Annotated in this window: 25 protein-coding genes; 17 read left to right on the top strand and 8 right to left on the bottom strand. The window is 70.7% G+C overall.

Annotation, left to right across the window (positions count from 1 at the left end):
* Positions 1 to 3: 3 nt before the first annotated feature.
* On the bottom strand, positions 4 to 999 hold the full coding sequence (locus tag AOP72_RS08505; protein ID WP_238581645.1) for a 1-acyl-sn-glycerol-3-phosphate acyltransferase: 996 nt from the start codon (positions 997 to 999) through the stop codon (positions 4 to 6).
* A gap of 86 nt (positions 1,000 to 1,085) precedes the next feature.
* Positions 1,086 to 1,916, bottom strand: a complete 831-nt coding sequence (locus AOP72_RS08510; RefSeq protein WP_202965648.1) for a patatin-like phospholipase family protein — start codon at positions 1,914 to 1,916, stop codon at positions 1,086 to 1,088.
* A gap of 141 nt (positions 1,917 to 2,057) precedes the next feature.
* On the opposite strand from AOP72_RS08510, the gene AOP72_RS08515 reads away from it, so the two are divergent.
* The 5 genes from AOP72_RS08515 (at position 2,058) to AOP72_RS08530 (ending at position 5,859) form a co-directional block, all read left to right on the top strand.
* Complete coding sequence (locus AOP72_RS08515) at positions 2,058 to 3,761, top strand: cytochrome c biogenesis protein CcdA (RefSeq protein WP_152650312.1); 1,704 nt, start codon at positions 2,058 to 2,060, stop codon at positions 3,759 to 3,761.
* A 116-nt stretch (positions 3,762 to 3,877) separates the two neighbouring features.
* Positions 3,878 to 4,021, top strand: coding sequence for a hypothetical protein (locus AOP72_RS13615; RefSeq protein WP_193746391.1), 144 nt, complete (start codon positions 3,878 to 3,880; stop codon positions 4,019 to 4,021).
* Positions 4,022 to 4,174: 153 nt separating this feature from the next.
* Positions 4,175 to 4,381, top strand: a complete 207-nt coding sequence (locus AOP72_RS08520; protein WP_062135024.1) for a hypothetical protein — start codon at positions 4,175 to 4,177, stop codon at positions 4,379 to 4,381.
* 75 nt (positions 4,382 to 4,456) lie between these two features.
* The gene (locus AOP72_RS08525) at positions 4,457 to 5,071 is read left to right on the top strand and encodes a sigma-70 family RNA polymerase sigma factor (protein ID WP_062137067.1); all 615 of its coding nucleotides are present in this window, start codon (positions 4,457 to 4,459) and stop codon (positions 5,069 to 5,071) included.
* Entirely contained in the window at positions 5,068 to 5,859 is a 792-nt protein-coding gene (locus tag AOP72_RS08530) for an anti-sigma factor (protein WP_062135027.1), read from the top strand. The genes AOP72_RS08525 and AOP72_RS08530 overlap by 4 nt, the downstream gene beginning before the upstream one ends.
* A 7-nt stretch (positions 5,860 to 5,866) precedes the next feature.
* On the opposite strand, the gene AOP72_RS08535 is transcribed toward AOP72_RS08530, so the two are convergent.
* Positions 5,867 to 8,224, bottom strand: coding sequence for a hypothetical protein (locus tag AOP72_RS08535; RefSeq protein WP_062135030.1), 2,358 nt, complete (start codon positions 8,222 to 8,224; stop codon positions 5,867 to 5,869).
* 80 nt (positions 8,225 to 8,304) lie between these two features.
* Between AOP72_RS08535 and AOP72_RS08540 the strand changes: the two genes are divergently transcribed.
* Positions 8,305 to 8,889, top strand: a complete 585-nt coding sequence (locus tag AOP72_RS08540) for a dienelactone hydrolase family protein (RefSeq protein ID WP_062135033.1) — start codon at positions 8,305 to 8,307, stop codon at positions 8,887 to 8,889.
* 116 nt (positions 8,890 to 9,005) lie between these two features.
* On the opposite strand, the gene AOP72_RS08545 is transcribed toward AOP72_RS08540, so the two are convergent.
* Positions 9,006 to 9,500, bottom strand: coding sequence for an aminoacyl-tRNA deacylase (locus AOP72_RS08545; protein WP_062135036.1), 495 nt, complete (start codon positions 9,498 to 9,500; stop codon positions 9,006 to 9,008).
* Positions 9,497 to 9,958, bottom strand: coding sequence for a hypothetical protein (locus AOP72_RS13620; protein WP_062135039.1), 462 nt, complete (start codon positions 9,956 to 9,958; stop codon positions 9,497 to 9,499). The genes AOP72_RS08545 and AOP72_RS13620 overlap by 4 nt, the downstream gene beginning before the upstream one ends.
* 126 nt (positions 9,959 to 10,084) lie before the next feature.
* Between AOP72_RS13620 and AOP72_RS08555 the strand changes: the two genes are divergently transcribed.
* Positions 10,085 to 11,464 carry an MFS transporter gene (locus AOP72_RS08555; protein ID WP_193746392.1) on the top strand — a complete coding sequence of 460 codons (1,380 nt, stop codon included), beginning with the start codon at positions 10,085 to 10,087 and terminating at the stop codon, positions 11,462 to 11,464.
* 24 nt (positions 11,465 to 11,488) lie between these two features.
* Here the strand turns inward: AOP72_RS08555 and AOP72_RS13420 are convergent, their stop codons facing one another.
* Together AOP72_RS13420 and AOP72_RS08565 are read right to left on the bottom strand one after the other, a co-directional pair.
* The gene (locus AOP72_RS13420) at positions 11,489 to 11,707 is read right to left on the bottom strand and encodes a hypothetical protein (protein ID WP_152650314.1); all 219 of its coding nucleotides are present in this window, start codon (positions 11,705 to 11,707) and stop codon (positions 11,489 to 11,491) included.
* Positions 11,708 to 12,094: 387 nt separating this feature from the next.
* The gene (locus AOP72_RS08565) at positions 12,095 to 13,102 is read right to left on the bottom strand and encodes a LacI family DNA-binding transcriptional regulator (RefSeq protein ID WP_062135048.1); all 1,008 of its coding nucleotides are present in this window, start codon (positions 13,100 to 13,102) and stop codon (positions 12,095 to 12,097) included.
* 264 nt (positions 13,103 to 13,366) lie between these two features.
* Here AOP72_RS08565 and AOP72_RS08570 point away from each other — a divergent pair, with 264 nt between their 5' ends.
* From AOP72_RS08570 to AOP72_RS08590, 5 genes are read left to right on the top strand one after another with little or no spacing between them, the layout of a single operon-like run.
* Positions 13,367 to 14,650 carry an ABC transporter substrate-binding protein gene (locus AOP72_RS08570; RefSeq protein ID WP_202965649.1) on the top strand — a complete coding sequence of 428 codons (1,284 nt, stop codon included), beginning with the start codon at positions 13,367 to 13,369 and terminating at the stop codon, positions 14,648 to 14,650.
* Between the two features lie 21 nt (positions 14,651 to 14,671).
* Positions 14,672 to 15,628, top strand: coding sequence for a carbohydrate ABC transporter permease (locus tag AOP72_RS08575; protein WP_084631614.1), 957 nt, complete (start codon positions 14,672 to 14,674; stop codon positions 15,626 to 15,628).
* Positions 15,625 to 16,518, top strand: a complete 894-nt coding sequence (locus AOP72_RS08580; RefSeq protein WP_062135052.1) for a carbohydrate ABC transporter permease — start codon at positions 15,625 to 15,627, stop codon at positions 16,516 to 16,518. The genes AOP72_RS08575 and AOP72_RS08580 overlap by 4 nt, the downstream gene beginning before the upstream one ends.
* Complete coding sequence (locus AOP72_RS08585; protein WP_062135056.1) at positions 16,515 to 17,555, top strand: NAD-dependent epimerase/dehydratase family protein; 1,041 nt, start codon at positions 16,515 to 16,517, stop codon at positions 17,553 to 17,555. The genes AOP72_RS08580 and AOP72_RS08585 overlap by 4 nt, the downstream gene beginning before the upstream one ends.
* Positions 17,552 to 18,571: an aldo/keto reductase gene (locus AOP72_RS08590; protein WP_062135059.1), complete on the top strand. Its 1,020-nt coding sequence runs from the start codon at positions 17,552 to 17,554 to the stop codon at positions 18,569 to 18,571. The genes AOP72_RS08585 and AOP72_RS08590 overlap by 4 nt, the downstream gene beginning before the upstream one ends.
* Positions 18,572 to 18,603: 32 nt before the next feature.
* On the opposite strand, the gene AOP72_RS08595 is transcribed toward AOP72_RS08590, so the two are convergent.
* Positions 18,604 to 19,251: a DUF6226 family protein gene (locus AOP72_RS08595; protein WP_062135062.1), complete on the bottom strand. Its 648-nt coding sequence runs from the start codon at positions 19,249 to 19,251 to the stop codon at positions 18,604 to 18,606.
* 34 nt (positions 19,252 to 19,285) lie between these two features.
* On the opposite strand from AOP72_RS08595, the gene AOP72_RS08600 reads away from it, so the two are divergent.
* The 5 genes from AOP72_RS08600 to AOP72_RS08620 all read left to right on the top strand — a co-directional run bounded on the left by AOP72_RS08600 (position 19,286) and on the right by AOP72_RS08620 (position 25,008).
* On the top strand, positions 19,286 to 19,471 hold the full coding sequence (locus tag AOP72_RS08600) for a hypothetical protein (RefSeq protein ID WP_062135064.1): 186 nt from the start codon (positions 19,286 to 19,288) through the stop codon (positions 19,469 to 19,471).
* Positions 19,472 to 19,517: 46 nt separating this feature from the next.
* Positions 19,518 to 20,102: a SecDF P1 head subdomain-containing protein gene (locus AOP72_RS08605; RefSeq protein ID WP_062135067.1), complete on the top strand. Its 585-nt coding sequence runs from the start codon at positions 19,518 to 19,520 to the stop codon at positions 20,100 to 20,102.
* 82 nt (positions 20,103 to 20,184) lie between these two features.
* Positions 20,185 to 20,691 carry a hypothetical protein gene (locus tag AOP72_RS08610; RefSeq protein ID WP_062135068.1) on the top strand — a complete coding sequence of 169 codons (507 nt, stop codon included), beginning with the start codon at positions 20,185 to 20,187 and terminating at the stop codon, positions 20,689 to 20,691.
* 73 nt (positions 20,692 to 20,764) lie between these two features.
* On the top strand, positions 20,765 to 21,979 hold the full coding sequence (locus tag AOP72_RS08615) for an exonuclease SbcCD subunit D (RefSeq protein ID WP_062135071.1): 1,215 nt from the start codon (positions 20,765 to 20,767) through the stop codon (positions 21,977 to 21,979).
* A complete protein-coding gene (locus tag AOP72_RS08620; RefSeq protein ID WP_062135074.1) occupies positions 21,976 to 25,008 on the top strand; it encodes an AAA family ATPase in 3,033 nt (1,010 codons plus the stop codon). The genes AOP72_RS08615 and AOP72_RS08620 overlap by 4 nt, the downstream gene beginning before the upstream one ends.
* The last annotated feature ends 10 nt before the right edge of the window (positions 25,009 to 25,018 follow it).

The raw sequence follows: 25,018 nt of genomic DNA on the forward strand, positions 1-25,018 counted from the left end.
GCGCTAGGGAACGGGCCGATGCTCGTCGATCCACGCGTCCACGCGCTCCCACCAGTCGTACAGCCAGTCGGCACGCGCCTCGTGACCCTCGGGGATCTCCTCCGGCGCGGCAGTCCAGCCCTGGAGGACGATGCGCTTGTCGACGGGCAGCTCGCGCCACACATCTCTGGCGGTCGACAGCGCCTCGAGGCCGGTGTGCGCGACGACGACCACGGCCGCCTCGGGCCGCGCCTCGAGAGCCGCGAGCACTCCCCCGGCGTGGGGCGGCATCACGTGCGGCATCGCCTCCGCGCGGTCCGCCAGCTCCCCGTGACCCGCGGCGCGCAGTTCCGCGATCCTGCGCTCTCGGCGCTGGGGAGTCGCGTTCGCCCCTTCGGGGAAGATCAGCAGCGCGTCCTCGCCCTCGAGCCCGGCCGCGAGTTCGCCGATGGACGCCGACCCTCCCGGCGCACCGGGCCTGCGGTGGCGCTCCGGCGTGACGAACCGGGTGGGCAGCCGGTTGAGCAGCACATCCACTGCGGGGTCCCACTGCAGCGTGTCCTTGAGCACGATGGCGGGCTCGCGTGAGAACTGGTTGATGAGCGCCTCGACGATGATGAACGAGTCCCCTGGCCCCGCATGGCGGGACACCACGATGAGTGGCCGCCCCGTCGCCAGCGCGTCGAAGTTCGCGTCGCTGAACTCGATCTCGAGGCGCAGCACCCGGCGCGCCGCCCAGAACAGGGAGCCGAGCATGAGACCGGCGATGCGATAGTGCTCACGCTCGAACCACGGGGTGCGCAGCTTCCAGCCGAACCCCGAGATCACCCACAGTCCGAACATCCACACCAGGGCGGTCGCGTCCCACAGCAGGTACAGGCCCGCCATGAAGATCACCCGCAGCACGCGCACCCGGCCCGGCAGCGCCCACGCCACCGCCCCGGCCACCACCACGCCGATCCAGACCAGCAGCGGCAGCCATACGAACGCCGCGAGCACGATCAGCGGGGCGATGACCACGCGTCTCACCCACACCGGCGGCAGCCGCCAGAAGACGCTGCGCCGGGGCGCCCTCGCGGGCTTGGGTGCCCGCGCATCGGCCGTCGTCACCGTCCGCGCCGGTGGTAGTCGAGGTACAGGCGCGACGCGTCGTAGGCCGCCTGCATGCGGGCGTGCGTGCGGTCCAGGCGGCGGTAGGCGTTCAGCCTCTCATCGCCGGGCTGCCGGCCGCCGTACGGGAGCACGTGCACCGTGACGTGCTCCGGGACCTGATCCAGGTCCCGTGCGAAGCGGTGACGGCGCGAGATCTCGAATGCGACGCGACCCACCTCCGACGGACGTGTGGGCACTCCGAGCGGCTCCTCGATGCGGCCCACCTGGAGCACGTAGACCTCGTCGGCGCCACGAGCGATCGCCTCGCCCAGCGGAATCGAGTTGACGACGCCGCCGTCGATGTAGTGCTCGTCGCCGATGCGAGTCGGCGGCAGCGCGGCCGGCACCGAGGCGCTGGCGAGCACCGCCTGAATCACCGGTCCGGAGTCGAACCACTGCTCAGAGGCCCGCTCGATGCTGGCGGCGCACACCGCGAGCGGCACCGGCAGGTCCTCGAACAGCGCGTCCGTGCCCAGAATCGACTCGAGCAGCAGGCGCAGCGGCTCGGGATCGTTGAGATGGGTCTTCGATTGCGCGAGCCGGCGCAACTGGCGCGGCCACGACTCCCCATAGACGGCCGATGCGGTGGGCGAGGCCCACGCGTGCTCGAGCACCTCCACGACGGCGGGGGTGGGGTCCGCGGCCACGGCCGCTCCGTTGATGGCGCCGATGCTGGTGCCGACGACGAGGTCGGGCGTCACTCCCGCGTCGAACAGGGCACGCAGCATGCCGACCTCGACGGCGCCGCGCACGCCCCCGCCGCCCAGCACGTAGCCCACGGTCATGCGCCTCAGGCTAGCGCCCGCATCGGCCGCCGTGCCGGGTGACGCCCGGTGCCCTCCGTCGGGAAGCTCGCGTTCGGCACGGAGGGTGGTGTGCCGTGGCACGCGACCCAACTGTCATCGCATCGCCTCCGAACACCTGTCATGCTCCTCCTCACCGTCGTCGGCCTCGTGTCCGGCATCATCACCGCCGTCAGCCCGTGCGTGCTGCCGGTTCTGCCCGCGATCCTCACCAGCTCGATCCAGGACGGCGCCGCCTCGCGGCGGCGGCCCCTCGTGGTGGTCGCCGGCCTCGTCACGAGCTTCGCGGTGTTCACGCTGCTGGGCGGACTGCTGCTGTCCTCGCTCGGACTGCCGCAGGATGTGCTCCGATGGGCAGGCATCGTGGTGCTCGCTCTCGTGGGACTGGGGCTCGCGATCCCGCCGCTCGGCGAGGTGCTGCAGCGACCCTTCGAGCGCATCGGCCCTCCCCAGCTCAAGCGCGACGGCAACGGTTTCGTCATGGGCCTCGCGCTGGGGCTGGTGTTCGTCCCGTGCGCCGGGCCCATTCTCGCGTCGATCACCGTGCTCGCCGCCACCAACGGCTACAGCTGGGGGCTCGTCGCACTGACGCTCAGCTTCTCCGTGGGCATCGCCGTGCCGCTGCTCGCCTTCGGACTCGCCGGGCAGGCGATGGGCGGGCGCATCCGGGCCGTGCGCGAGCACCTAAAGGCGATCCGCATCGGCTCTGGCGTGGTGCTGCTCCTCACCGCACTCGTGGTGGCGACCAACGTCGCCGAGCCGCTGCAGCGCTGGGTGCCCGGCGTGCTCGCAAGCGCTCAAGAGGCCATCGAGGACAACGACGCGGTGCGGGGAGAGCTCGACGGCCTCGCCGGTCGCGAAGAAGCGTCTCCGGCCGTCGGCGATGCGCTCACCTTCGATGAATGCGAAGAGGGCCCGCCCGATGAACTGCAGAACTGCGGCCCCGCCCGAGGCCTGGTGGGCATTCAGGAGTGGCTGAACACCGAGGAGGGCCAGTCCCTCGATATCGACGCGCTCACCAGCGACGGCGGAGTGGTGCTGATCGACTTCTGGACCTACTCGTGCATCAACTGCCAGCGCACCTTCCCGTTCCTCACGGCGTGGGACGAGCGCTACCGCGATGACGGACTCACCATCATCGGCGTGCACTCGCCCGAGTTCGCCTTCGAGCGGGAGGTCGACAACGTGGCCGATGCGGCGGAGCGCTACGGCATCGACTACCCCATCGCGATCGACAACGGGTTCGAGACGTGGCGAGAGTGGGACCAGCGATTCTGGCCGGCTCACTACCTGATCGACTCCGACGGAGTGGTGCGTCAGGTCCACTACGGCGAGGGCCGCTACGCCGAGACAGAAGAACTGATTCAACGACTGCTCGACACCGCACCGATCCCGGCGGTGGACGCGAACCCCGGCCGTCACACGGTGGGCCGCACTCCGGAGACGTACCTGGGGTACGGGCGCCTCTCGTACGCGGACAATGCGGGCCAGGTGCGCGAGGACGAGGCCGCCGTGTTCGGCCACGACGCGTTCCCCCAGCCCGATCACTTCGCATACCTCGGCGAGTGGACGGTGACCGAGGAGCATGCGCTCTCGGGCGCCGGAGCACGCATGATGCTGAACTTCTACGCGGCGGACGTGCACCTGGTGATGGCGGGCGAGGGCGAGGTGCGCGTGACCCTGCTCGACGACGAGGACTACCAGCGCGTGGTCCAGGTGGACGGCGTGTCCGATCTCTACGACCTGTACGAAGGCGCGCCCCTCGACGACGTGATGATCCTGGAGTTCTCGCCGGGCATCGAGGCCTACGCCTTCACCTTTGGGTAAAGGGCCTTGACGAAAGTTTTGCCTGGTTCGAGGTGCAGAACCGGACAATTCGGGCGCTAATGGAAGGGGCGGGTCAGAGCGGCCCGTTCCGTCATGAGCCCAAGGAGGCATCCGCAATGGATCTTCGCAAGGCAGCAGTCCCCGTCGCGATCCTGTTCAGCGGGGCGCTTCTCGCCGGCTGCGGCGACACCGCCGGCGACGACGAGATGGACAGCACCACCGACCCCGTCATGGAAGACACCATGGCGCCCACGCCCTGACGGGCACCCCTTCACTCCCAGGGCGGTCGACTGAGCGGGTCGACCGCCCTTCTTCATGCCCGATGTTCGCCGCGCGGTCCCATCCGTCGACCGCTCGGCGCCGAACCACTGGTGCCGGGCCACTCGGGCCAGGCAGACTCAGGGAGGACCACCATGCCCACGCTTCGCACCCTGGCCATTCCGGCCGCGATTCTGTTCTCGGCCACCCTTCTCGCCGGCTGCGGCGACGACGCCGAGCCCGCCACCGACCCCTCTGACGAGATGATGGAGGAGACGATGGCTCCCGCCGACGACTCGATGGAGGACGACTCCATGGAAGAGGACAGCATGGAGGACGACTCGATGGAGGACGAGGGCTGATCCACACCCGATCCACCCCCACGTGAGCCCTCGACAGCTCCGCCACCGATGACCCCGAACGACGAGGAGGACCGCATGAGCGCCGAACGCCATCTGCGCGCGGTTCCCGACGCGCCCTCCGATGGGGCATCTGCTCCTGCTCCGGACGTCACCTCCTTGCTCGAACGCACCGCTCTTGGCGATGCTGAGGCGTACGAACGCCTCTACGACGCGGTCGCGGGCTCGGTGTTCGGCCTCGCGGTGCGCGTCGTTCGCGACCGCGACATGGCCGAGGACATCGCGCAGGAGGCGCTGGTCGAGGTGTGGCACCGGGCCTCACGGTTCGACCGCTCGATGGGGTCCGCACGCTCGTGGATCCTCACCATCACCCACCGCCGCGCCGTGGACCGCGTGCGCTCCGAGCAGGCGCACTCGACGCGCATGCGGGCCCACGGCGTGCGGGAAGAAATCGACTCGGCCGAGCAGGATGCCGTGGTGAACGTCATGTACCGCGAGTGGGAGTCCGCTCGCGTGCGGGCGGGAATGGACTCGCTCACGGAGCGCCAGCGCGAGGCTCTCGAACTCACTTACTTCAAGGGCTTCACGCAGCGAGAGGCGGCGGACGCCCTGGGGGTGCCGCTCGGCACCGCGAAAGCACGCATTCGTGACGGACTCATCAAGCTGCGCGACGCGTTGGGGGGCGAGCGATGAACGTCGATCCGCACTCCCTGGTGGGCGCCTACGCCGTCGATGCGCTCGACGCACCCGAGCGTGCGCTCATCGAGAGCCACCTCGACGAGTGCGCGGAGTGCCGCGAGGAGCTCGCGTCGTTCGCGGCAGTGGCGACCGCGATCGCGGATGCGCATGCGACCGCTCCGCCGACCTCCCTGCGGTCGCGCGTGATGGCGGCCGTGGGCGGCACCGCCCAGCTCACGCCGGCCGATGCGCAGGCGGACTCGCGCGCCGAGGCCCGCTCAGGGATGCTCGCTGCCGACCACACGCCTGTGGCAGACGCCAGGGCGGAGAGCGCCCCGCGCGGCCGCGCGCGACGATGGATGCCCGCACTGCTGGGCGCCGCCGCATCGGCCGTCGCGGTCGCCATCGTGGCCGTCGGCGCGCTCGACCTCGGCGGCGGAGACGACGCCTCGCAGATCGCGCTCGAGAAGGACGTGATGATGGTGACCTCGGCGCCAGACGCGCAGTCCATGGACCTCGACCTGGGCAACGGGCACGTCGTGGCGAGCGAGCGCATGGACGGCATGGCGCTGATGGGCGCCGCGGCGCCGATGCCCAGCGACGGCATGGAGTACCAGGTGTGGCTCGTGATGGACGACGGCACGGCGATGCCCGGCCCCACGTTCATGCCACAGGACGACGGCGAATACATGGCCGTGGTCCACATGGACCTGGGCGACGTGGCGGCGGTGTGCATCACCGAGGAGCCGGCGGGCGGCTCGACCCACCCCACCACGGAGCCGATGCATACCGTCGAGCTCTAGGCCGAGCTCACCCCTTCCAGGCGGCGAGGTCGTCCAGGGCCCGCTGATACTCGGGACTGTAGCCATAGCTCGAGTGGGTGAGCACGTGCTCCACTCCGCGTGGGGGTGTGTGCGACGCCTGCCGACTCGCAGAGCCGAGAGCGAGAATCGAGTGCCCCAGCGGGTCCGTCTCCCGGAAGAGGTGGATCCACCGTCCCGGCGCGGCGTCGTCGAGCGCGCGCAGCCTGGCGTCGTCGAACAGGTGCGGGAACAGCCGCTGGTAGTGGGCGGAGAGCAGCGTGCCGTAGCTGAGGAATCGCAGCGCGCTCGCGTGCGCGGGGTCGTCGGCGAGCAGGCGCCGCATCGCGGGGAAGCCCAGCACCGCGCCCTGGCTGTGGCAGCTGAGGACGATGCAGTGGCTCGGATGATCGGTGCGCAGGTCGGTCAGGCGCCGTTCGAGCGCCGGGATGGCGGTCTCCGAGTACGGCGGCGGCGCCCAGGGATGATGCAGCCGGGGCCAGAAGTTGGTGAGGTCCCACAGCACGCCGACGCCCCGGCGCGACTCCCGGTTGCCCGAGGCGGAGAGCACGAACCACAGCACCGAGACCGCGGGGATGAACAGCGCGACCGTCACCGCCACGAGAGTGAAGCCGGACGCCGCCACCCAGGGGTCGCCGAGTCCGGTCGCGGCGATCACCTCCGAGTCCAGCGGCGACGAGCCGCCGAGCACGGTCTGCGATGCGTTGCTCTCGGAATCCAGGCCGTCCACCGGGGCCCCCTGCCCCGCCCTGTCCACCCGCGCCCACGACAGCACGTCGAACCCCGCGCGCTGCAGCAGCCATCCGAGGGACCCGACCCCCGCCACGGTGACGGCCGCCACCATCAGCGCTGCGCGCCTGCCGCGGCACGCGCGCACCACCAGGTACGCGACGAACAGCCAGCCTGCGGCACCGATCACCAGGCGCGGCTCCGTCACGAGGCGGCCGACCGTCTGCGCCCATTGCCCGCCAGGAAGGCTGACGCGGAGGAGTTCGCCCACGACGAGCACACCCGCCGCGATCAGCATCCCGAGCCCCGCACGCCGTACCTCGACTGGCGCCAGCTCGACGGCCCGGCGCACCCGTGTCGCTCCGTCGACGCCCAGGTCACCGGGGTGAGCGAGAGGCCGTGCCTCGCCCACCACGCGCGCGGCGATGAACAGCACCCCGCAGGTCAGCACCACGGCCGCGAAGTCGACCAGCCGGAACATCGCGGCGGGCGCAGGCGCCTCGACGAAGGCCCTGACCGACCGGTCCGACCCGGACGCGAGCAGCGCATACGACAACGCCCCGAACGCCGAATACGACATGAAGAACCCCAGCGCCGCGAACACCACGGAGAAGCCCGCCGACTCCCGGACGGGCATGCGACGCTCCGCCCCAGAGGCGACGCCCAGGGCGATCACGGCCGACGCGGCCAGCACGAAGTGGATGACGGTCAATCCCGTCGCGGCCGCCGACGCCCCCTCGCGCAGCGCCGCCGCCACGGCGGCGGCAACCACCGCCGCCGCTCCGACCACGGCGGCCGGTCCGCCGGCCGGATGAGCGGCGTCGGGCCCCGCGACGCGCGTGCCGAGCACGGCGGCGACCCCGAAGGCCAGGGCTGCGCCGGCGAGCACGGCGACCAGAATCGCCGCCACCACGGCCCCTGGTGACGCGGCAGCCGCGCCGTCCAGCGTCACCGCCCAGCCCACGAGTGCGATGACGGCAAGTGCCACTCCCAAGTGAGCCAGGGCGAGCGAGCGCAGCGCGAGGGCGCGCCCCCATGGGTCGTCGTGACGGTCACGGTCATCGGGCGCTCCGCCCACCTTCGCCAACGCGTGCAGACCGGCAGGGACGAGCGCCGCGAGCAGGACCATCGCCGCCGCGCGGCCGGGGGCGAGCGGCGCATCGGCGGTCATGAGCCCCAGCACCGACGCGGCCGCCTGGACGGCGACCGCACCGATCAGCGCCGTGGCCACCAGCGTGACGACCCTCATCGCGGCATCGCGCACTGTCGACGCGCGGGACCGCGGTGCGCGGTCGGCGCCAGGCGCGCCGCGCTCGGGCAGCGAGTGGGCAGGAGTCATCCAGCCGGCGACGTTGATGAGCGACAGTGGCGCGAGGAACAGCCACAGCGCGGTGATGCGGCTGCGGGACGTGAGCCCGCCCCAGCTGAAGGCCTCCGCGATCCCGCCGGACGTCCCCGCATCGTGCGCGCGGTAGAAGCCCGCATCGGCATCCCCCGCGACGCGCACCGGGAACGCGCCCAGCAAGGCCTGCGGCGGCGTCCCCGACACCCCGTGCACCCGAACCTCGATGGTGCGGTCCGGCACACGCACCCGCACGAGCTCCTCGACCGGCTCCATGCGAGCGAAGGTACACCCGCGTCTGGCCATGCGCCGGGCTCCGCTCAGCGCGAGCGCCGTAGCAGAGGCACACTGGGGGTATGGCCGAGATTCTGATGCTCCATCATGTGCACGGCCTCACCGAGGGCCTGTGCTCGCTGGCGGACCGGTTGCGCGCGGGCGGCCACACGGTGCACACCCCCGACGCGTTCGGCGGCCAGACATTCGCGAGCATCGACGACGGCCTCGCATACGCCGCCCGGATCGGACACGACGCCCTGCTGGAATCGGCGATGCGATCCGCGCGACTCCATCCCGAGGCCGACGTGGTGATGGGCTTCTCGATGGGCGCGACGCACGCACAGCATCTCGCACAGGTCCGGCGGCGCATGCGCGGATGCATGCTGATGGGCGGCGCCAGCAGCGCCGAGATGCACGGTTCCTTCTGGCGACCGAGAGTGGCGCTGCAGATTCACGTCGCCGACCCCGATGACTGGTGCTCCGCGGACGAGGTGGGCGCGCTGGAACGGGAGGTCCCGGCCGCCGAGGTCTACCGCTACCCGCACCAGCGCCACATGTTCGTGGATCCCTCGACGCGCGACTACGACGCGGATGCCGCCGACAGGTTCGAGGAGCGGCTGAACGACTGGCTCTCTCGCCTCGACGCCGCCACCGCCACCGCCTGACCCCGGCCCTCTGCGCCTTAGCGTCCCAGAGGGCAGTGGGTGACGGATCTGGCGTTCACGCGCGCCCTGCGGCACTCTCAGCGTCGCTTCAAGGAAAGCGTGTCGCCGCGCCCGCCTCAGGCCGGGTCGGTCACGTCTGCGACGCTCGCGTCCAGCACCTCGACCAGCTGCGCCGGGTGCACCGTCGCCGCGACCCCGTGGGCGCCGCCGCCGATGGATACGGGCCCCTCACGCGACACGATCAGCGCATCGGCGATCACGGGCCACGGCGCACCGGCGGGCGACGGCGACGATCCGAACGGCGTGATGGTGCCGCGCTCGTATCCAGTGACGTCGCGCGCGGCGTCCTTGTCCGGCATCGACAGCCGCGAGACGCCCAGGTGCTCACGCAGCTTGGGCCACGAGATCTGACGGTCGCCGGGAACGAGCACGAACAGGAAGTCGTCCTCGCCGCGACGCACCACGAGCGTCTTGAGAATCTGGCGCGCCTCCAGCCCGCGGGCCTGAGCGGCCTCCTCGAGCGACCGCACGGGGCCGTGCACGGTGACCTCGAACTCGATTCCCGATGCGGCGAGCGCCCTCGTCGCCGGCGTCTCGGGGGCGGCGGTCACAGGTACGCACCATCCGCCTCGTCCGCGCCGCCGGGGCGCGAGAAGCGATCACGCGCGATGGCCCGGAGCGCGGCGACCATCCACTCACAGATCATCTCGTCGAAGTCGCCCTGCACGCCGCTGAAGGCCACGATCAGCCCTTCGCGGATGATCGCGCCGGGGTACTTGATGTCACCCTCGCGGTACAGGTGCGGGAAGTCCTGTCGCACGCGAGAGCTGTCGAGACCGGTGCGCATGGTGACAGCGACCTTGCCCTCGACGTTGCGCAGGTACTCGGGGTTCGGCTCGCCCACGTGACCGACGAACAGCGGCGCGGCCGAATCGGGATTCGCAGGGTCGAGCACCATGATGGTGCCACGCAGGCCGTTGATCAGGCCTGCCTCCCGCGCCTTCGCGATCGCGGGCTCGAGGACGGACCACGCCATCGCGCAGGACTCTTCGGTGACACCTGGGAACATGCGAACTCCTTGGGGATTGCGGGCGGCCGATGCACCGGCCGCCTGTCGCTTGCCACGCTAGCGGATGCGTGGACGAGGGACAGGAACGGCGGGGTGGTCGCGGGCCCCGTCCGGAGGCGGCACAATATGTTGAGGGCAACAACCTTCACCTTCGACGATGGAGAACGGCCGATGCGCGACGATGCGAGTGCCGAGGCGCGCGCCCGCGCGCCCGAACCGCCGCACGGCTATGCCGTGCCGACGCCAGGCGCCAGCGCATCGGCCCTCCTGCCAGAGAGCACGGCGCCGGACACCTCCCCCACGGCCCGACCGTGGACGCCACCCGCGTCCTCGCGCAGGTCGATGGCCACGCTGATCGCCCTCGCCGCATCGGCCTTCATGATCGTCACCAACGAGATCGCACCGCTGGGCCTCATCCGCCTGATGGCGGCGGACCTGGGCCGCACCGAGTCGGAGATCGGCCTGGTGACCACGGTGTTCGCCGTGGTGGCGATGGTGACGACGGTGCCGCTCGCCCTGCTCACCACCCGCCTGCCACGCCGACCGCTCATCGTCGCGACCATGACGTTCTGGTCCGCAGGCGCGCTCGTCATGGCCACCGCCGACTCCTTCAGCCAGGTTCTGGGCGGGCGCGTCATCACCGCGATGGGTCACGCCCTGTTCTGGGCGGTGGTGACGCCGGCCGCGGCGGGCATGTTCGCCCCTGAGATGCGGGGGCGCTCCGTGACGCGGCTGATGCTGGGCGCGTCCGGGGCCGGCGTCGTCGGCCTGCCGTTGTCGACCTGGCTCGCCCAGCAGACCGACTGGCGGGTGCCGTTCTGGATCATCGGCATCGGCGGACTGGTGCTGGCGGCCACCATCGCGGTGCTGATGCCGAGCTTCCGCACCGCACAGGGCTCGGTCGCGCGCGGGGACCTGCCGTCGCTGCGGCGGTTCATCCGGGTGCTCGTCGTGGTGCTGCTCACCACCTCCTCGATGGCCACGACCTGGACCTACATCACGCCGTTCCTCGTCGAGGTCTCCGGCTTCGCCGAGTCGACGGTGCCGGTGCTGCTCGCGCTCGCCGGTGCCACGGGCGTGGTCTCGATGTGGCTCACCGGCCGATTCCTGGACCGCTGGCCCGTGAGGGCCGTCGCGCTCGGGGAGGTCGGGCTGCTGGTCATGTGGCTGGGGCTCGCATCGCTGGGCCAGCACAAGCCCTTCGCGATCGTCATGGTGCTGCTGCAGGGGCTCGCGTGGTCGCTGTTGGTCGCAGCCATGCTCAACTGGGCGCTGCGCCACACGCCATGGTCGAGCGACATCGGCGTGGGCGCGCAGGCGAGCACGTTCAATGCCGGCAACGCCGTGGGGTCGGTGCTGGGCGCCGCCATGCTGGCGTGGTGGGGTGCGCAGTGGCTGCCGCTCGCCTCGGCCATGATGTCTGCCGCGGCGGTGGCGCTCGTGGCGGCGGTGGCACCGGACGCGACGCGCGCGCTCGCCCGTCGCGGCATGCGTCAGCGACGCTGATTCACGGGGCCGCCCCCAGGCAGGTCAGTCGGGAATGACGACCGACGGCGTGGTGACGGTGCCGAACAGCGACCCGTCTCCCACTGGAAGCTGAGGCGCCATCGGGTCTATCTCGAGGTACGGGGCCACTGTGGCGGTGTACCACCCAAGGAACGTGTCGGTCGCGGAGCCGATCCACCCCTGCGTCACGGCTAAGTAGCCCACCAGGAGGATCCCGGCCACCGCCAAGGTCCGGAGTGCCACGTCTCCCAAGCGGAGCCCGATGCGTGTGCGGCGCTCGACCTGCAGTCGGTGCTCGGCCGCCGTACGCGGTTCCCGGGTCGGGCTGGCGATCCCCGGGCGGGGTGTCGTGACCGTGGGAGCGGTGACGCGGACCGGATGGCGGCCTTCTGTCACCGGCTCCAAGGTCATGACAGAGGGGTGTGTCACTGTCACGGTTTCCTCAAGAGTCGGTGTGTGTTTGTGCCATCAGTGCCAACTCTCCCACCTTTGGGGCTATTCCGCCTACCCTGCGCGCGTGCCGATACGCAACTGTGACGAACTCCCTGCGAGCGCCCCTGAAGGACCCCCTCCGCGTCCGTTACTGAGTGGGTCGACTTCACCGTTGGGGGGTCGGCTCCGATGCCCCGTTCAGCGGGCGGAGGCACCGGTCGTCGAGCCGCGCACTGCGAGCCGGGTGGGAAGGGTGACCACCCGGTGGGCGCCTGTGGGCGCCTGCAGCTCGTCGAGCAGGTTCCGGGCGAGCGTCGATCCGATCTCCTCGAACGGCAGCTCGATGGTCGACAGGTCGAGCACGTCCGACATCGGGTGTCCGTCGTACCCGATGAGGTCGACGTCGCGACCAGGGACCAGGCCATGCTCGCGCATGGTGCGCATGGCGCCGTACGCCATCTCGTCGGAGAACGCGAAGACAGCGGTGGGCGGGTCGTCGCCGGCGAGCAGCTGCTCCATCGCGAGGGCTCCGCCACTGGTCGTGTAGTCACCCGCGACGATCAGGTCCTGGTCCAGCGTGAGACGCGCGCGTTCCGCAGCGTCACGCACTCCCACGTGCATCTCGTGCTCGAGCACGCCCGCGTCCACCGCCTCGCGCCCGTAGATGATGCCCAGGCGCCGATGCCCCAGGTCGACCAGGTGGTCAATGGCGCGCGAGGCGCCGGCGCGGTCGTCCACCCGCACGCTCGACGTGTCCGCACCCCTGGAGCCGAACATCGACACGGGCATCCCGAGTCGCAGGATCTGCTCGAGGTCGCGGCTGTCCGCGGAGATCGACAGCACGATGAAGCCGTCGACGCGACGCGCGAGTCGCTTGTGGGGCGGGACAGGGTGAGGCTCGCTCGGGTCTCCGGTGCAGTGCAGCAGCAGGTCCATGCTCGAGCCGCGCATCTCGCTCTCGATGCCGGCGAGCATGCGCTGGAACCCGAGCCGGTCCACGAACGGCGTGATGAGGCCCACGCTCCCGGCCTTGCCGGTGGTGAGGGCGGCGGCGGCAGGTGAACCGACGTAGTCGAGCCTTTGCGCGACGTCGAGGACGTGCGCGCGCACGGCAGGATCGACGGATTCGAACCCTCGGAGCGCCCGCGACACGGTCGCGGTCGAGACACCTGCGACCCGGGCGACATCTTTCACTGTGACGCCCACGGAACTCCTCTCACGAATTCGTTCCCACAAGATAGCACGGGGCAATCGAGGGCGAGTAACCGTTTACCCACGACCAACGAGCGAACGCTGCAATGGCAGTATCTTCCGCACACCTGAGCCGTGGTCACGATTGGATTACGGAAAGTAACCGGTTACTTGACAGGGCCGTCTCGGCGTGTGCATCCTGATCGCGCCGCACCACCGATGCGGCGGCTGGCCCTCGCCAGTCAGCACCGTCAGCAGTTCACTCAAAGGAGAGAAACCGTGCGCACCACTCAGCGAATCGCGATGGTCGCGGCAGGCACTGCCGCCGTCCTCGCGCTGGCCTCGTGCAGCTCAGACGCCTCAGGAGACGCCGACCCGTCGGATGGCTCCCCCGCAGCGGAGGACGCCGAAGGCGTCGGTCCGATCACCTTCGCGTCAGGCAAGGACCTGACCGGCGCCATGCCCCAACTCATCGAGATGTGGAACGAGATGCACCCGGAGCAGGAGGTCACCTTCCTCGAGCTCTCGGCGTCGCCAGACGACCAGCGCACCTCTTTCGTCCAGGACTTCCAGGCCCAGAGCGGCAATTACGACGTGGTCTGGGGCGACGTGGTGTGGACCTCGGAGTTCGCGGCACGCGGGTGGCTCGAGCCGCTTGACGCCGAGGCCGTCGCCGGCGACGACATCCTGCCGGCGGCGGTCGAATCGGCCACCTACGACGGCCAGGTCTGGGCCGCACCGTTCATGACGAACGCCGCGCTGCTGTTCTACCGCTCCGACCTGATCGACACGCCTCCGACCACCTGGGCCGAGCTCAGGGAGGACTGCGCGATCGCAGAAGAGAACGATATGCAGTGCTACGCGGGACAGTTCGCGCAGTACGAGGGCCTCACGGTCAACGCTGCCGAGGCGATCACCTCCGCCGGCGGCGCCTTCCTCAGCGAGGATGGCGCCAGTGTGGCGGTGGACTCGCCCGAGGCGCGTGAGGGTCTCCAGAACCTCGTGGACATGTTCGACGAAGGCCAGATCGACCCGGCCGCGATCACGTTCCAGGAGCAGGAGAGCGCGAACGCGTTCCTCGACGGCAGCACGCTGTTCCTGCGCAACTGGCCCTACGTCTACACCGCTGCCAGCGAAGAGGGCTCGGAGATCGCCGGCAAGTTCGACATGACCGTGCTTCCTGGCATCGACGGCCCGGGAAGCTCGTCGCTGGGCGGCATCAATCTGGGCGTCTCCGCATTCTCGGAGAACAAGCAGACGGCCAAGGACTGGGTCGAGTGGATGCAGTCGGACGAGGCGCAGCGCGTGCTCGTGAGCGTGATGAACCAGGCCTCTGTCCGCACGGACCTGTACACGGACCCCGAGATGGTCGAGGTCTCCCCCTACCTGCCCAACCTCCAGGAGTCGCTCATGAACGCCGTGCCGCGACCCCGCACCCCCAACTACAACGCGGTGAGCCTCGCGATTCAGCAGAACGCCTACGCCGCCCTCCAGGGTGACGTGAGCGTCGACGAGGCCATCACCACCATGGCGGCCGATCTCGAGCTCGCCATCGCCGAGTAGTCGACAGCCAGAAGGCGAGTCATGTCACTCATCACGTCGTTGACCAAGCGCCAGCCCGCGACGACGAGCTCCGATCCCGCTCGCGACATCCGCGAGAAGGACGGCAGGCTCGCCTTCTGGCTCGTCGTTCCCTCCCTCATCGTCCTCACGATCGTCATCGCGTTCCCCGTGGTGTGGTCCTTCGTGAGATCTCTGTATGGCGATGGCATCGGCGCCACGCCGTTCGTCGGAGGGGACAACTACGCCAATGCCCTGTGGGGCAACGGCTCCGCGGAGTTCTGGGACGCGGCCCGCTTCACCTACTTCTTCACTGCAGTGTCCGTCGTCCTCGAGGTCCTGATCGGCGTGGCCATGGCGCTCGTCGCCAACCGGGCCTTCCGGGGACGGGGGCTGCTGCGGGCAAGCGTGCTCGTGCCGTGGGCGATCCCCACGGCCGTGGCCGCGGTGCTGTGGAAGTGGGCCTTCGATCCCAACGGCATCGTCAACGCGGTGACCGGGTGGGACCTCATCTGGACCGGGGCCGAGGGGCCGTCCACCGTCGCGATCATCGTCGCGGACGTGTGGAAGACGGCGCCGTTCGTGGCGCTGCTGGTGCTCGCCGGTCTCCAGATCATCCCGGAGGACGTCTACGAGGCTGCTCGCCTCGATGGCGCCAACGCTCGCCAGCAGTTCCTGCGCATCACGCTCCCGCTGGTGCGCCCGGCGCTCCTGGTCGCGATCCTGTTCCGCCTGCTCGATGCGCTCCGCATGTACGACCTTCCGGCCATCATGACGGGAGGAGCGAACGGCACCACCACGCTGTCGGTGCTGGTGGTCCAATCGAGCCTCAGCCAACTGAAACCCGGCTACGGCGGTGCGCTGGCGACCCTGACCTTCCTGCTCATCTTCATCACCGCCTTCCTGTTCGTGCGAATGCTCAACGTCAACGCGGTGGAGCAGGCCGGCGTGCGGACCCCCCGAAAGAAGGACTCGGAATGACCACCCGCACCCCAGAGCCCACCATCAAGGGCGCACGCTGGCGAGCCAAGAAGTCGGTGCACCACGGCTCGCGGCTGTCCATGATCGGCCAGAACGCGGCGCTCGCCGCCATCATCGTGTTCTGCCTGGCGCCGTTCTACTGGATGGTCGTCTCGAGCCTCAAGTCCCCCGACGAGATCTTCGACAACTCGCTGGTCCCAGCCGAGCCGACGCTGCTCAACTATGAGGCGGTGTTCGGCGCGGAGAACACGTTCGTCTACGCCCTGCGCAACAGCTTCGTCATCGCGGGGTCGGTGACGATCATCGCGCTGCTGTTCGGTGTGCTCGCCGCCTACGCGATCGCCCGTCTGCAGTTCCGGTTCAAGACCACAGTGCTCGCGCTGTTCCTGGCGACGTCGATGTTCCCCGGCGCGGCGATCCTCACTCCCCTGTTCCAGCTGTTTGCCAAACTGGGATGGATCGACACATACCAGGCGATGATCATCCCTGACATCAGCTTCTCACTGCCGCTCGGGGTGTGGATCCTCACCAGCTTCTTCCGCGCGATGCCGTGGGAGCTCGAGGCGGCGGCGCGCGTCGATGGGTGCAGTCGCGGTCAGGCGTTCCGCAAGATCATCCTGCCGCTCGCGGTGCCCGGGGTGTTCACCACGGCGATCCTGGTGTTCATCTCCGCATGGAACGAGTTCATGATCGCGAACTCCATGTCCCAGACCCCGGACGCTCAACCCGTGACCGTCGCGATCGCCCAGTTCACGGGGGTGTCGCAGTACGACAAGCCCTACGGGACGCAGATGGCGGCGGGCGTGATCGTCACGATCCCGCTCATCATCCTCGTCCTCATCTTCCAACGCCGCATCATCAGCGGCCTGACCGCAGGAGGACTCAAGTGACACGTCAGCGCATCCTGTTCATCGGCGGCACCGGCATCATCAGCGCGAGCTGCGTGCGGGAGGCCATCGCCCAGGGCCATGAGGTCCACTGCCTCAATCGCGGAGCGTCGACGCTCCGCCCCCTCCACCCGGACGTGACCCTGCATACGGCCGATGCGCGCGACCAGCAGGAGGTCGCCCGCATCGTCCGCGAGGGGGAGTTCGATTCGGTGGTGCAGTTCGTGGGATTCGTGCCCGAGCATGTGGAGGCGGACGTCGAGGCCATGGCCGGACACGTGGGCCAGTACGTGTTCATCAGCTCCGCGTCCGCGTACCAGACGCCGGTCACGCGGCTGCCGGTCACCGAGTCCACGCCGCTGCGGAACCCGCACTGGCAGTACTCCCGCGACAAGATCGCGTGCGAGCAGACCCTGCTCCGGGCGTACCGCGACACCGGGTTCCCCGTCACCATCGTGCGCCCATCGCACACCTACGACGAGACGATGCTGCCGTTCGACGGCGGATGGACGGTCGTGGACCGCATGAGGGCAGGCAAGGAGGTCGTGGTGCCCGGCGACGGCACGTCGCTGTGGACCATCACTCACCACTCGGACTTTGCACGCGGGTTCGTGGGACTGCTCGGCCGGGTCGACACCGTGGGCGAGGCGTTCCACATCACGTCGGACCAGGCGCCCACCTGGAACGAGATCTACGAGGCGATCGCCGCCGCCGCGGGCGCCACGCCCCGGCTGGTGCACGTGCCGTCGACATACATCGCCGCCGTCGACGCGGAGTGGGGCGCCGCCCTGCTGGGCGACAAGGCGCACTCCATGGTGTTCGACAACGCCAAGATCCGCACCATCGTGCCGGGCTTCCGCGCCACCGTGCCGTTCCGCGACGGAGCGCGCGACATGATCGCGTGGCACGACGCTCACCCGGAACACCAGCGCATCGACCCTCGCTGGGACGGCCTCATGGATCGTCTCGCGGACACCTTCCGTCCCCCCGCGGCCACCGCGTCGCAGACCACACCCCACCACGAGGAGAACCTCACGTGAAGTACCGCCAGCTCGGCGCCTCCGGCGCCGCCATCTCCCACTACTCGCTCGGCACCATGACGTTCGGCGCGGAGACGTCCGAGGAGGACAGCCACGCGCAGCTCGACCTGTACGCCGAGCGTGGCGGCACCGTGATCGAGACGGCCGACGTCTACAGCGGCGGCGTCTCCGAGCAGATCGTGGGCCGCTGGCTCGCCAGCCGCGACAACGCGACCACGGACGCGATGTTCCTCGCGGGCAAGGGCCGCTTCCCGGTGGGCGTGCCTGCGTTCGAGGCTGGACTCTCTCGCCGCCACCTGCGCCGCGCTCTCGACGCGACGCTCGCGCGCCTGGGCGTCGACCACCTCGACCTCTACCAGGTGCACTCCTGGGATCCGCTGACTCCGCTCGAGGAGACGCTGAGCTTCCTCGAGGACGCCGTGCGGTCGGGCAAGGCCTCCTACGTGGGGCTGTCCAACTTCCTCGGCTGGCAGATTGCGCAGGCCGCGACGCTCGCCCGCGGCCGGTTCCCGCTCGTGTCCATGCAGCCCCAGTACAACCTGCTGGCGCGTGAGGTCGAGTGGGAGATCGTGCCGGCGTCCGAGGCGAACGGATTGGGCATCCTGCCCTGGTCCCCGCTCGGCGGCGGCTGGCTCGCGGGCAAATACACCAAGGACGCGGCGCCCAGCGGCGCAACCCGCCTGGGCGAGGACCCCGAGCGCGGGGTCGAGGCCTACGGCAAGCGGTCCCAGGACGAGCGCACGTGGCGAGTGCTGGACGCCGTCGCGGACGTCGCCACGCGCATCGGCCGCACGGAGGCCCAGGTCTCCCTCGCCTGGCTCGACTCGCGACGGGCCGTCAGCTCGATCATCCTGGGCTGCCGCACCACCGAGCAGCTTGCGTCCAACCTCGATGCGAGCGACGTGGAACTGTCCGCTGAGGACCTCGCGCTGCTCGCCGAGGCCAGCGACCCCCAGCCGGCCAACTGGCCGTACGGCGCCGCCGGAGTCGAGCAGCGGAGTCGCTCGCTCGGCTAGCGCAGCGGAGTCGCTCGCTCGGGCGGCCCTGGTCAGCCGGCCGATGTGCGGGTGGGCCAGGGCGCCATCGCCGGGGCCTTCTTGATGGCGGCTCGGGCGGCACGGCGATCGCTCCAGCCCAGGCGTGACCATGATCGGCTTCCGGTGTCCCGCGCGCCGATGCCACCGGCGACGCCGCGGCGTTCGATGGCCTCCCACGCGGTGCCCCCCGCGATCCCGAACGCGAGCTCCTCGAGAGAGTCAGCCATCTCCTCGACGTTCTCGTCGCAGGCGTCGCAGCCGCACACTGGGGCGCGTGCCTCGAGTGTTGCGCCGGCCAGCATCACGACCCCCGGGGAGTCGGTCTCGACGACGGTCAGCGGGGCCCCTTCCCCCCGGGGGACGAGGCGGCGCACCGCGGGCGGCACCCCGTCGATGGGCGCGCGTGGTGTCGGGGCGTGACCCCGTGGTGCACGCCCCTCGTGTGGGTCGACGTCAGTGATCACGTCGACGTCATACTCGGCGACGAGGTGGTCCACCAGCGCGCGGGCGAGCGTCCACGCGACCTCGAAGCGCTCGGGATGGACGGAGCGCGAGTAGGTGTCATCCGGCGGGCTCATGTCCCAGCGCTTTCCGTACGGGATGACGGCGCCCGCCTCATCGCGAAACTCCGCGAACGCGACGTCCGGCCTCCAGTCCATGGACTCAGCGTAGGCACGGCGCTAGCCTGAGGCCATGGCCAACCCGCTGGTACCCGCCGCATACGACATCATCTGGACCCTCGCGGTGCTGGGGATCCCCACGGCGGTGATCCTGGGCGTCGTGCTGATCGTCCGTCGCTCGCGCAAGCCAGCCGACGGGCCCGGTGCCCTGCAGGCGAATGCCGGCGTGACCGGGCCCCGCGACACCCCGCTCGACTGACCCGGCCGGCTGGCTCGGCCACGCGCGTTGTGAGAGTCTCAAGGGCATGCACTCCTCTCTCACCAGACTCGTGACCGTGGCCGGCGTCCTGGCGGGCGTCGCGGCGTTGTCGGCGTGCGGGCCCGGTGACGACGGCCCTGGCGAGGACGCCGCCTCCGTGACATTCCGCCCCGTCGAGGCCGCCATCCAGGCAGGCTCGTCCGATGGCGCTGTGCCCCCGGCGGTCGAGGGTCACCGGGCGGCCGACTGGTTCGCGGCCGGCGACTGCGCAGCTCCCGCGCCCACCGGCGACGACTTCGTGGCCGCGTGCTCCGCAGATGGCAGCGAGATCTTCCTGCTCGGCGAGGCGGCGGTCGACGGCACGGACGTCGAGAGCGTCGAGGTCACGCGCGACGACGACGCTGGCGACGCGGTGAACCTGACGTTCAGCGAGGCAGGCACGCAAGGGCTCACGGCCCTGACCGAAGCGGCGGTGGCACAGGACGAGCCGGGCAACCGCATCGCGGTGGTCGTCGACGGCACCGTTCTCGCCTCGCCTGCGGTGCAGTCGGTCATCACCGAGGGCGCCATCTCGATCATCGGCGACACTGGAGACGACGTCGCCCAAGCGATCGCCGACGCCCTCGACTGATCCCCGGGGCCACCGCCGGTGGCGACCCCGCCACGCGCATCGGCCGATTCGCATCTCGTGGCGACGCCAATAGTGTGGAGGGATGACTTCCGCCAACGAGAGCCCTGACGTCGCGCCCGACGTCACCACCGACGAGATCCTGCAGGCCTTCGCTCGCGATGTCGAGCTCCTGCTCACCACTCTCCCGCCCGCATCGTCGGACACCTTGGTCGAGAACCCGCACCGCGAACTCGACCCCATCGAGACCGAGATGCTGGCCGATATGCCTCACGCGCTCGATCCCGCGCGCGACAACCGATACCTGCGTTCCGAGTACGCCGAGTTCATCCAGCTCGCGGTCACCGTCGACACGTCGGCCCGAGAAGCCCAGGACCGCGCCCGCACGGTGCTCGAGGCGCTGTCGGAGCAGGATGGCATCGCGCTCGTGCAGCAGCCCTTTCAGACCCTCACCGCAGAGCAGGCTGCGGCCATCGACGCGCTGGGAGACGAGACGCTGCTGCGCGCGAACGCCGACGGCCAGCAGCTCGCGGAGGACATCGCGATCTTCCTCGACCGCAACGTCACCATCGCCGAAGACGACGAGGGGTAGGCGGACCACCGCGGGCATCCGTCCCGACGTGGACACGCGCGTGCGCGTCGGTCCCGCCCGCTAGCCTCGGGCCATGCGCCTTCTCCACACCAGCGACTGGCACATCGGCCGCACGTTCCACGGGCACAGCACCGACGAGCACCTCGCCCAGGTTCTCAGCGCGATCGCCGATGCGGTGGCCGAGCACAGCGTCGACGCCGTCATCGTCGCGGGCGACATCTTCGACAGCTCGACCCCCAAGTCCGGCGCCTTCACGCTGCTGGCCGATGCGCTCCTCGCCATTCGCGACCACGGCGCCCAGGTGGTCCTGACGTCGGGCAACCACGACGGCCCCGCGCGGCTCGCGCACAACGCGGCCTTCGCCCGGGCCGGCGGAGTTCACATCAAGGCCGACCACACCGACCTCGCCTCCCCTGTCACGCTCACGGACGGGCACGGCGAGGTGCTCGTCTACGGCCTCCCCTACCTCCACCCCGAGTTCATGCGCAGCGCGTACTCGGACTTCACGGGGTCGACCCACCAGGACGCCCTCACGTTCGCGATGGACCAGATCAGGGCCGATGCGCGCGACCGCGCCGGCGGTTCGGATGCTCAGGGCGGCACCCCACCCCGGTACGTGGTCGCCGCCCACTGCTTCGCCGCATCGGCCGCAGGCACGGCGCCGCCGGAGACGACCGAGGACACCGGCCGCGCCGAGGAGCGCGACATCACGCGCGGCGGGCTCAACCTCGTAGGTCTCGCCACCTTCGAGGGGCCGGCGTACACCGCGCTCGGACACATCCATTCGCGCCAGACGCTCTCCGACACCGTGCGCTACAGCGGCGCTCCCCTGCGGTTCTCGTTCGGGGAGAGAAGCAGCGCCAAGGGCATGTGGCTCGTGGACATCGGCGTGGACGGTCTCGAGAGCGCGACCTGGCTCGAACTGCCCACCCCACGCGCGGCCGTGCGCCTCGAGGGCACTCTCGCGGATCTCGTCGCCCCGGGCGCGCACCCCGACGCCGAGGACGCCTGGGTCGAGGCGATCCTCACTGACGACCAGCTGCCGCGCGACGCGATGCGCACCCTGCAGTCCCGCTACCCGCACGCCGTGACGCTCGCCCACCGGCCCGCCACGCGTCACGACGCGGGCCCGCGACAGTACGCCGAGCGCGTCGAGGGCAAGAGCGACGCGGAGGTGATCGAGGAGTTCCTGACGTATGTGCGCAACGGCGCGGGTCCCACCGAAGCCGAACAGGCCCTGCTGAACGACGCCCTCGACGCGATCGACGCGCGGGAGGCCACCCGATGAAGGTGCTCACTCTCGACATGGAGGGGTTCGGCCCCTACCTCCGGCGCCAGACCATCGACTTCGCCGAGTTCGACGACGACATCTTTGTCATCACCGGCAGGACGGGCGCGGGCAAGAGCACGATCCTGGATGCGATCGTGTTCGCCCTGTACGACTCTGTGCCGCGCTACGCGGGCGCGGCGACGTCGGTGCGCAGCGACTTCTGCACCCCGGACGATCCCACCGTGGTGACGCTCGAGTTCGAGTCCGGCGGCACCAGGTATCGCGTGCGGCGGTCGCCCGAGTTCCAGCGCCCCAAGCTGCGAGGCGAGGGCCTCACCACCCAGAAGGCCGAGGCCGCCCTGTGGGTGGAGCGCAGCGGCGAGTGGGACGCGTTGGCCGTCCGGCCCGTCGAGGCCGGGCACCTCATCAGGGACATCCTGGGGCTGAGCGCGGACCAGTTCCTGCAGGTGATCCTGCTCGCCCAGGGGCGGTTCCAGCAGTTCCTCGAGGCCAAGACGGACGAGCGTCGCGACGTGCTGCGGTCGCTGTTCGGGACCAGCCGGTTCGCTGCGCTGGAACGCCACGTGCGCGACGTCGCGAAGGAACGCTCACGCTCGGTCGAGGAGGCCGATGCGGGCTTGGGCGAGCTGATCGCGCGGGCCTCGTCGGAGGCCGGGGCCGAGGCGCCCGGTTTGGCCGAGCGCGACAGCTGGCTCGAGACGACGGCCGATGCGCTCGCCGAGCTGGCGCAGGCCGCTTCCGCTGCGCGGCTGGAGGCAGGCACGGCGGCCGACGCCGCGGCAGCGGCACTCGCGGAGGCGAAGGCGGTCGCGGACAAGCACGCGAAGCTGGCCGAGGCGCGCGAGACGGTGGCGGCGCTCGAGGCGCGTGCCGACAAGCACGAGGCCGATCGCGCCAGGCTCGATGCGGCCACTCGCGCCAAGCCGGTGGCGGCACCGATGCGCGCCGTCGCACGCTCAGACGCGGAGCTGGAGAAGGCCACGGTCGCGCGGGATGCCGCGCTGACGGGGGCGCAGGCGGCGGCCGTGGCGGAGGTCGCGTGGCCCGCGTCACTGGGTGTGCTGGCGGACGCCTCCGAGGAGGACCTGGCCGCGCGCATCAGCGCGTTGGCGGGCGAGATCGGCACGCTGTCGACGGCGCTCGAGGTGGAGCTGGCGCTGCCTCGCCTCCGCGAGGAGGCGGAGTCTGCCGAGGTGTCCGTGACGGCCGCGGCCGAGACTCGAGATGCGGTGCAGACGGACATTGGCGCACTGCCGGAGCTGGCGAAGGCGCTGCGCGCGGCTCGCGTCAAGGCGGAGGCGACGGCCGCGCGCGTCGACGACCTCGAGCAGGCGCACGTGCGGGCCGAGGCGTCGGCAGCAGCACACGAGAACGTGCTCGAACTGACGAGCGCACTCGAGGCCGCGACCAAGGAGCGGGACGCCGCGCTCGCCGCCCACGCCGCCGCGACCGAGGAGTACAACGACCTGGTGCAGCGGCGCCTGCGCTCACAGGCGGCGCACCTGGCCGCCGAGCTGACCGACGGCGAGCCGTGCCCCGTGTGCGGGGCCACCGAGCACCCCTCCCCAGCCGAGCCTTCCGACACCCACGTCACCGACGACGAGGTCGACGCCGCTCGTGCGTCGGAGACGGAGGCGGCCGACCTCCTCAAGGGGGCCAAGGACGCGGTGGCGGGGGTGGAATCCACCCTGGCGGTCGCTCGCGCGGCGGCTGGCGACGGCGATGCCGAGTCCGCGACCGCTGCGGTGGAGGCAGCGCTCGCGCAGCTCGAGGCGGCACGGTCGGCCGTCACGGAGTGCCGGCGTCTCGATGACGAGCTGGCGGGGCTCGACGAGCGAGAGGCCGCGCTCAAGGAGTCGCTCACCACGACGTCCGCGGCGGTCGAAGCGGCGCAGTCGTTCCGGGCACAGGCCGTTGCGGCGGTCACGGCGGCGGAGACGTCGGTCACGAAGAGCCGTGCCGAGTACGAGTCGGTGGGGGCCCGAGCGCGCGACCTCGAGCGCGCCAAGGAACTGGTCGCCGCCGTCGCCCAGGCCGCCGGAGCGCTCGCCGATGCGCACACTGCTCAGGCGCAGGCGCGGGCTTCGCTGGCCGAGGCGCTGGAAGAGTCGGGCTTCGAGACCGCGGAGGCGGCACGCGACGCCTTGCTGCCGGAGGCCGATCTCGCGGCGTTGCGCGAGGCCGTCGCCGCGCACGAGTCGACGCTCGCGGGCGCACGCGCCGTCGTGACGAACCTCAGCGCCGAGGGTCTGCCCGCGGTGGAGGATGAGGCGACGACGGACCTCGAGGCGCTGAGCGCATCGGCCGCCGAGGCAGCCCAGGCGAGGGACGCCGCCGTGGCTGCGGAGACGGCTGCGGCGTCGCGCAGCGAGCGGTTCCAGGCACTGCGCGACGAGTACGCGCAGCAGGCGGAGTCATCGCAGCAGGCGCGGGCCGCGCGCGACGTCGCGCTCACGCTGGCGGACAGCCTCGAGGGCAGCCCGCCGAACGACCGCAGGATCCGCCTCGAGTCGTTCGTGCTGGCGTCCAAGCTGGAGAGGATCGTGGCGGCGGCGAATGTGCGGCTGCAGGTGATGTCGAGCGGCCAGTACCGGCTGGAGCACGACGACGACAAGCAGTACCGCAATACGCAGGCGGGGCTGGGGCTGCGCATCGCGGACTCCCACACCGGTCAGTCGCGGTCCACCCACTCGCTCTCCGGAGGCGAGACGTTCCTCGCCTCGCTGTCGCTGGCGCTGGGGCTCGCGGAGACGGTCACCGCCGAGGCGGGCGGGATCCGGCTGTCGACGCTGTTCATCGACGAGGGCTTCGGGTCGCTCGACGGCGACACCCTCGAAGTCGCGATGTCGACCCTGGACGAGCTGCGGTCGGGCGGTCGCACGATCGGCCTGATCTCCCACGTCGAGGCGATGAAGGAGCAGATCCCCGCGAAGCTCGAGGTCGAGAGGCTGGCCGATGGGTCGAGCCGGGTGGTGGCGCGCACTGCGATGTCGCCAACCCCGGCGCGGTCGGCCGCGCAGGAATAGGATCTCCTCG

The organism is Demequina aestuarii, assembly GCF_000975095.1.
In the GTDB taxonomy this organism is placed as follows: domain Bacteria; phylum Actinomycetota; class Actinomycetes; order Actinomycetales; family Demequinaceae; genus Demequina; species Demequina aestuarii.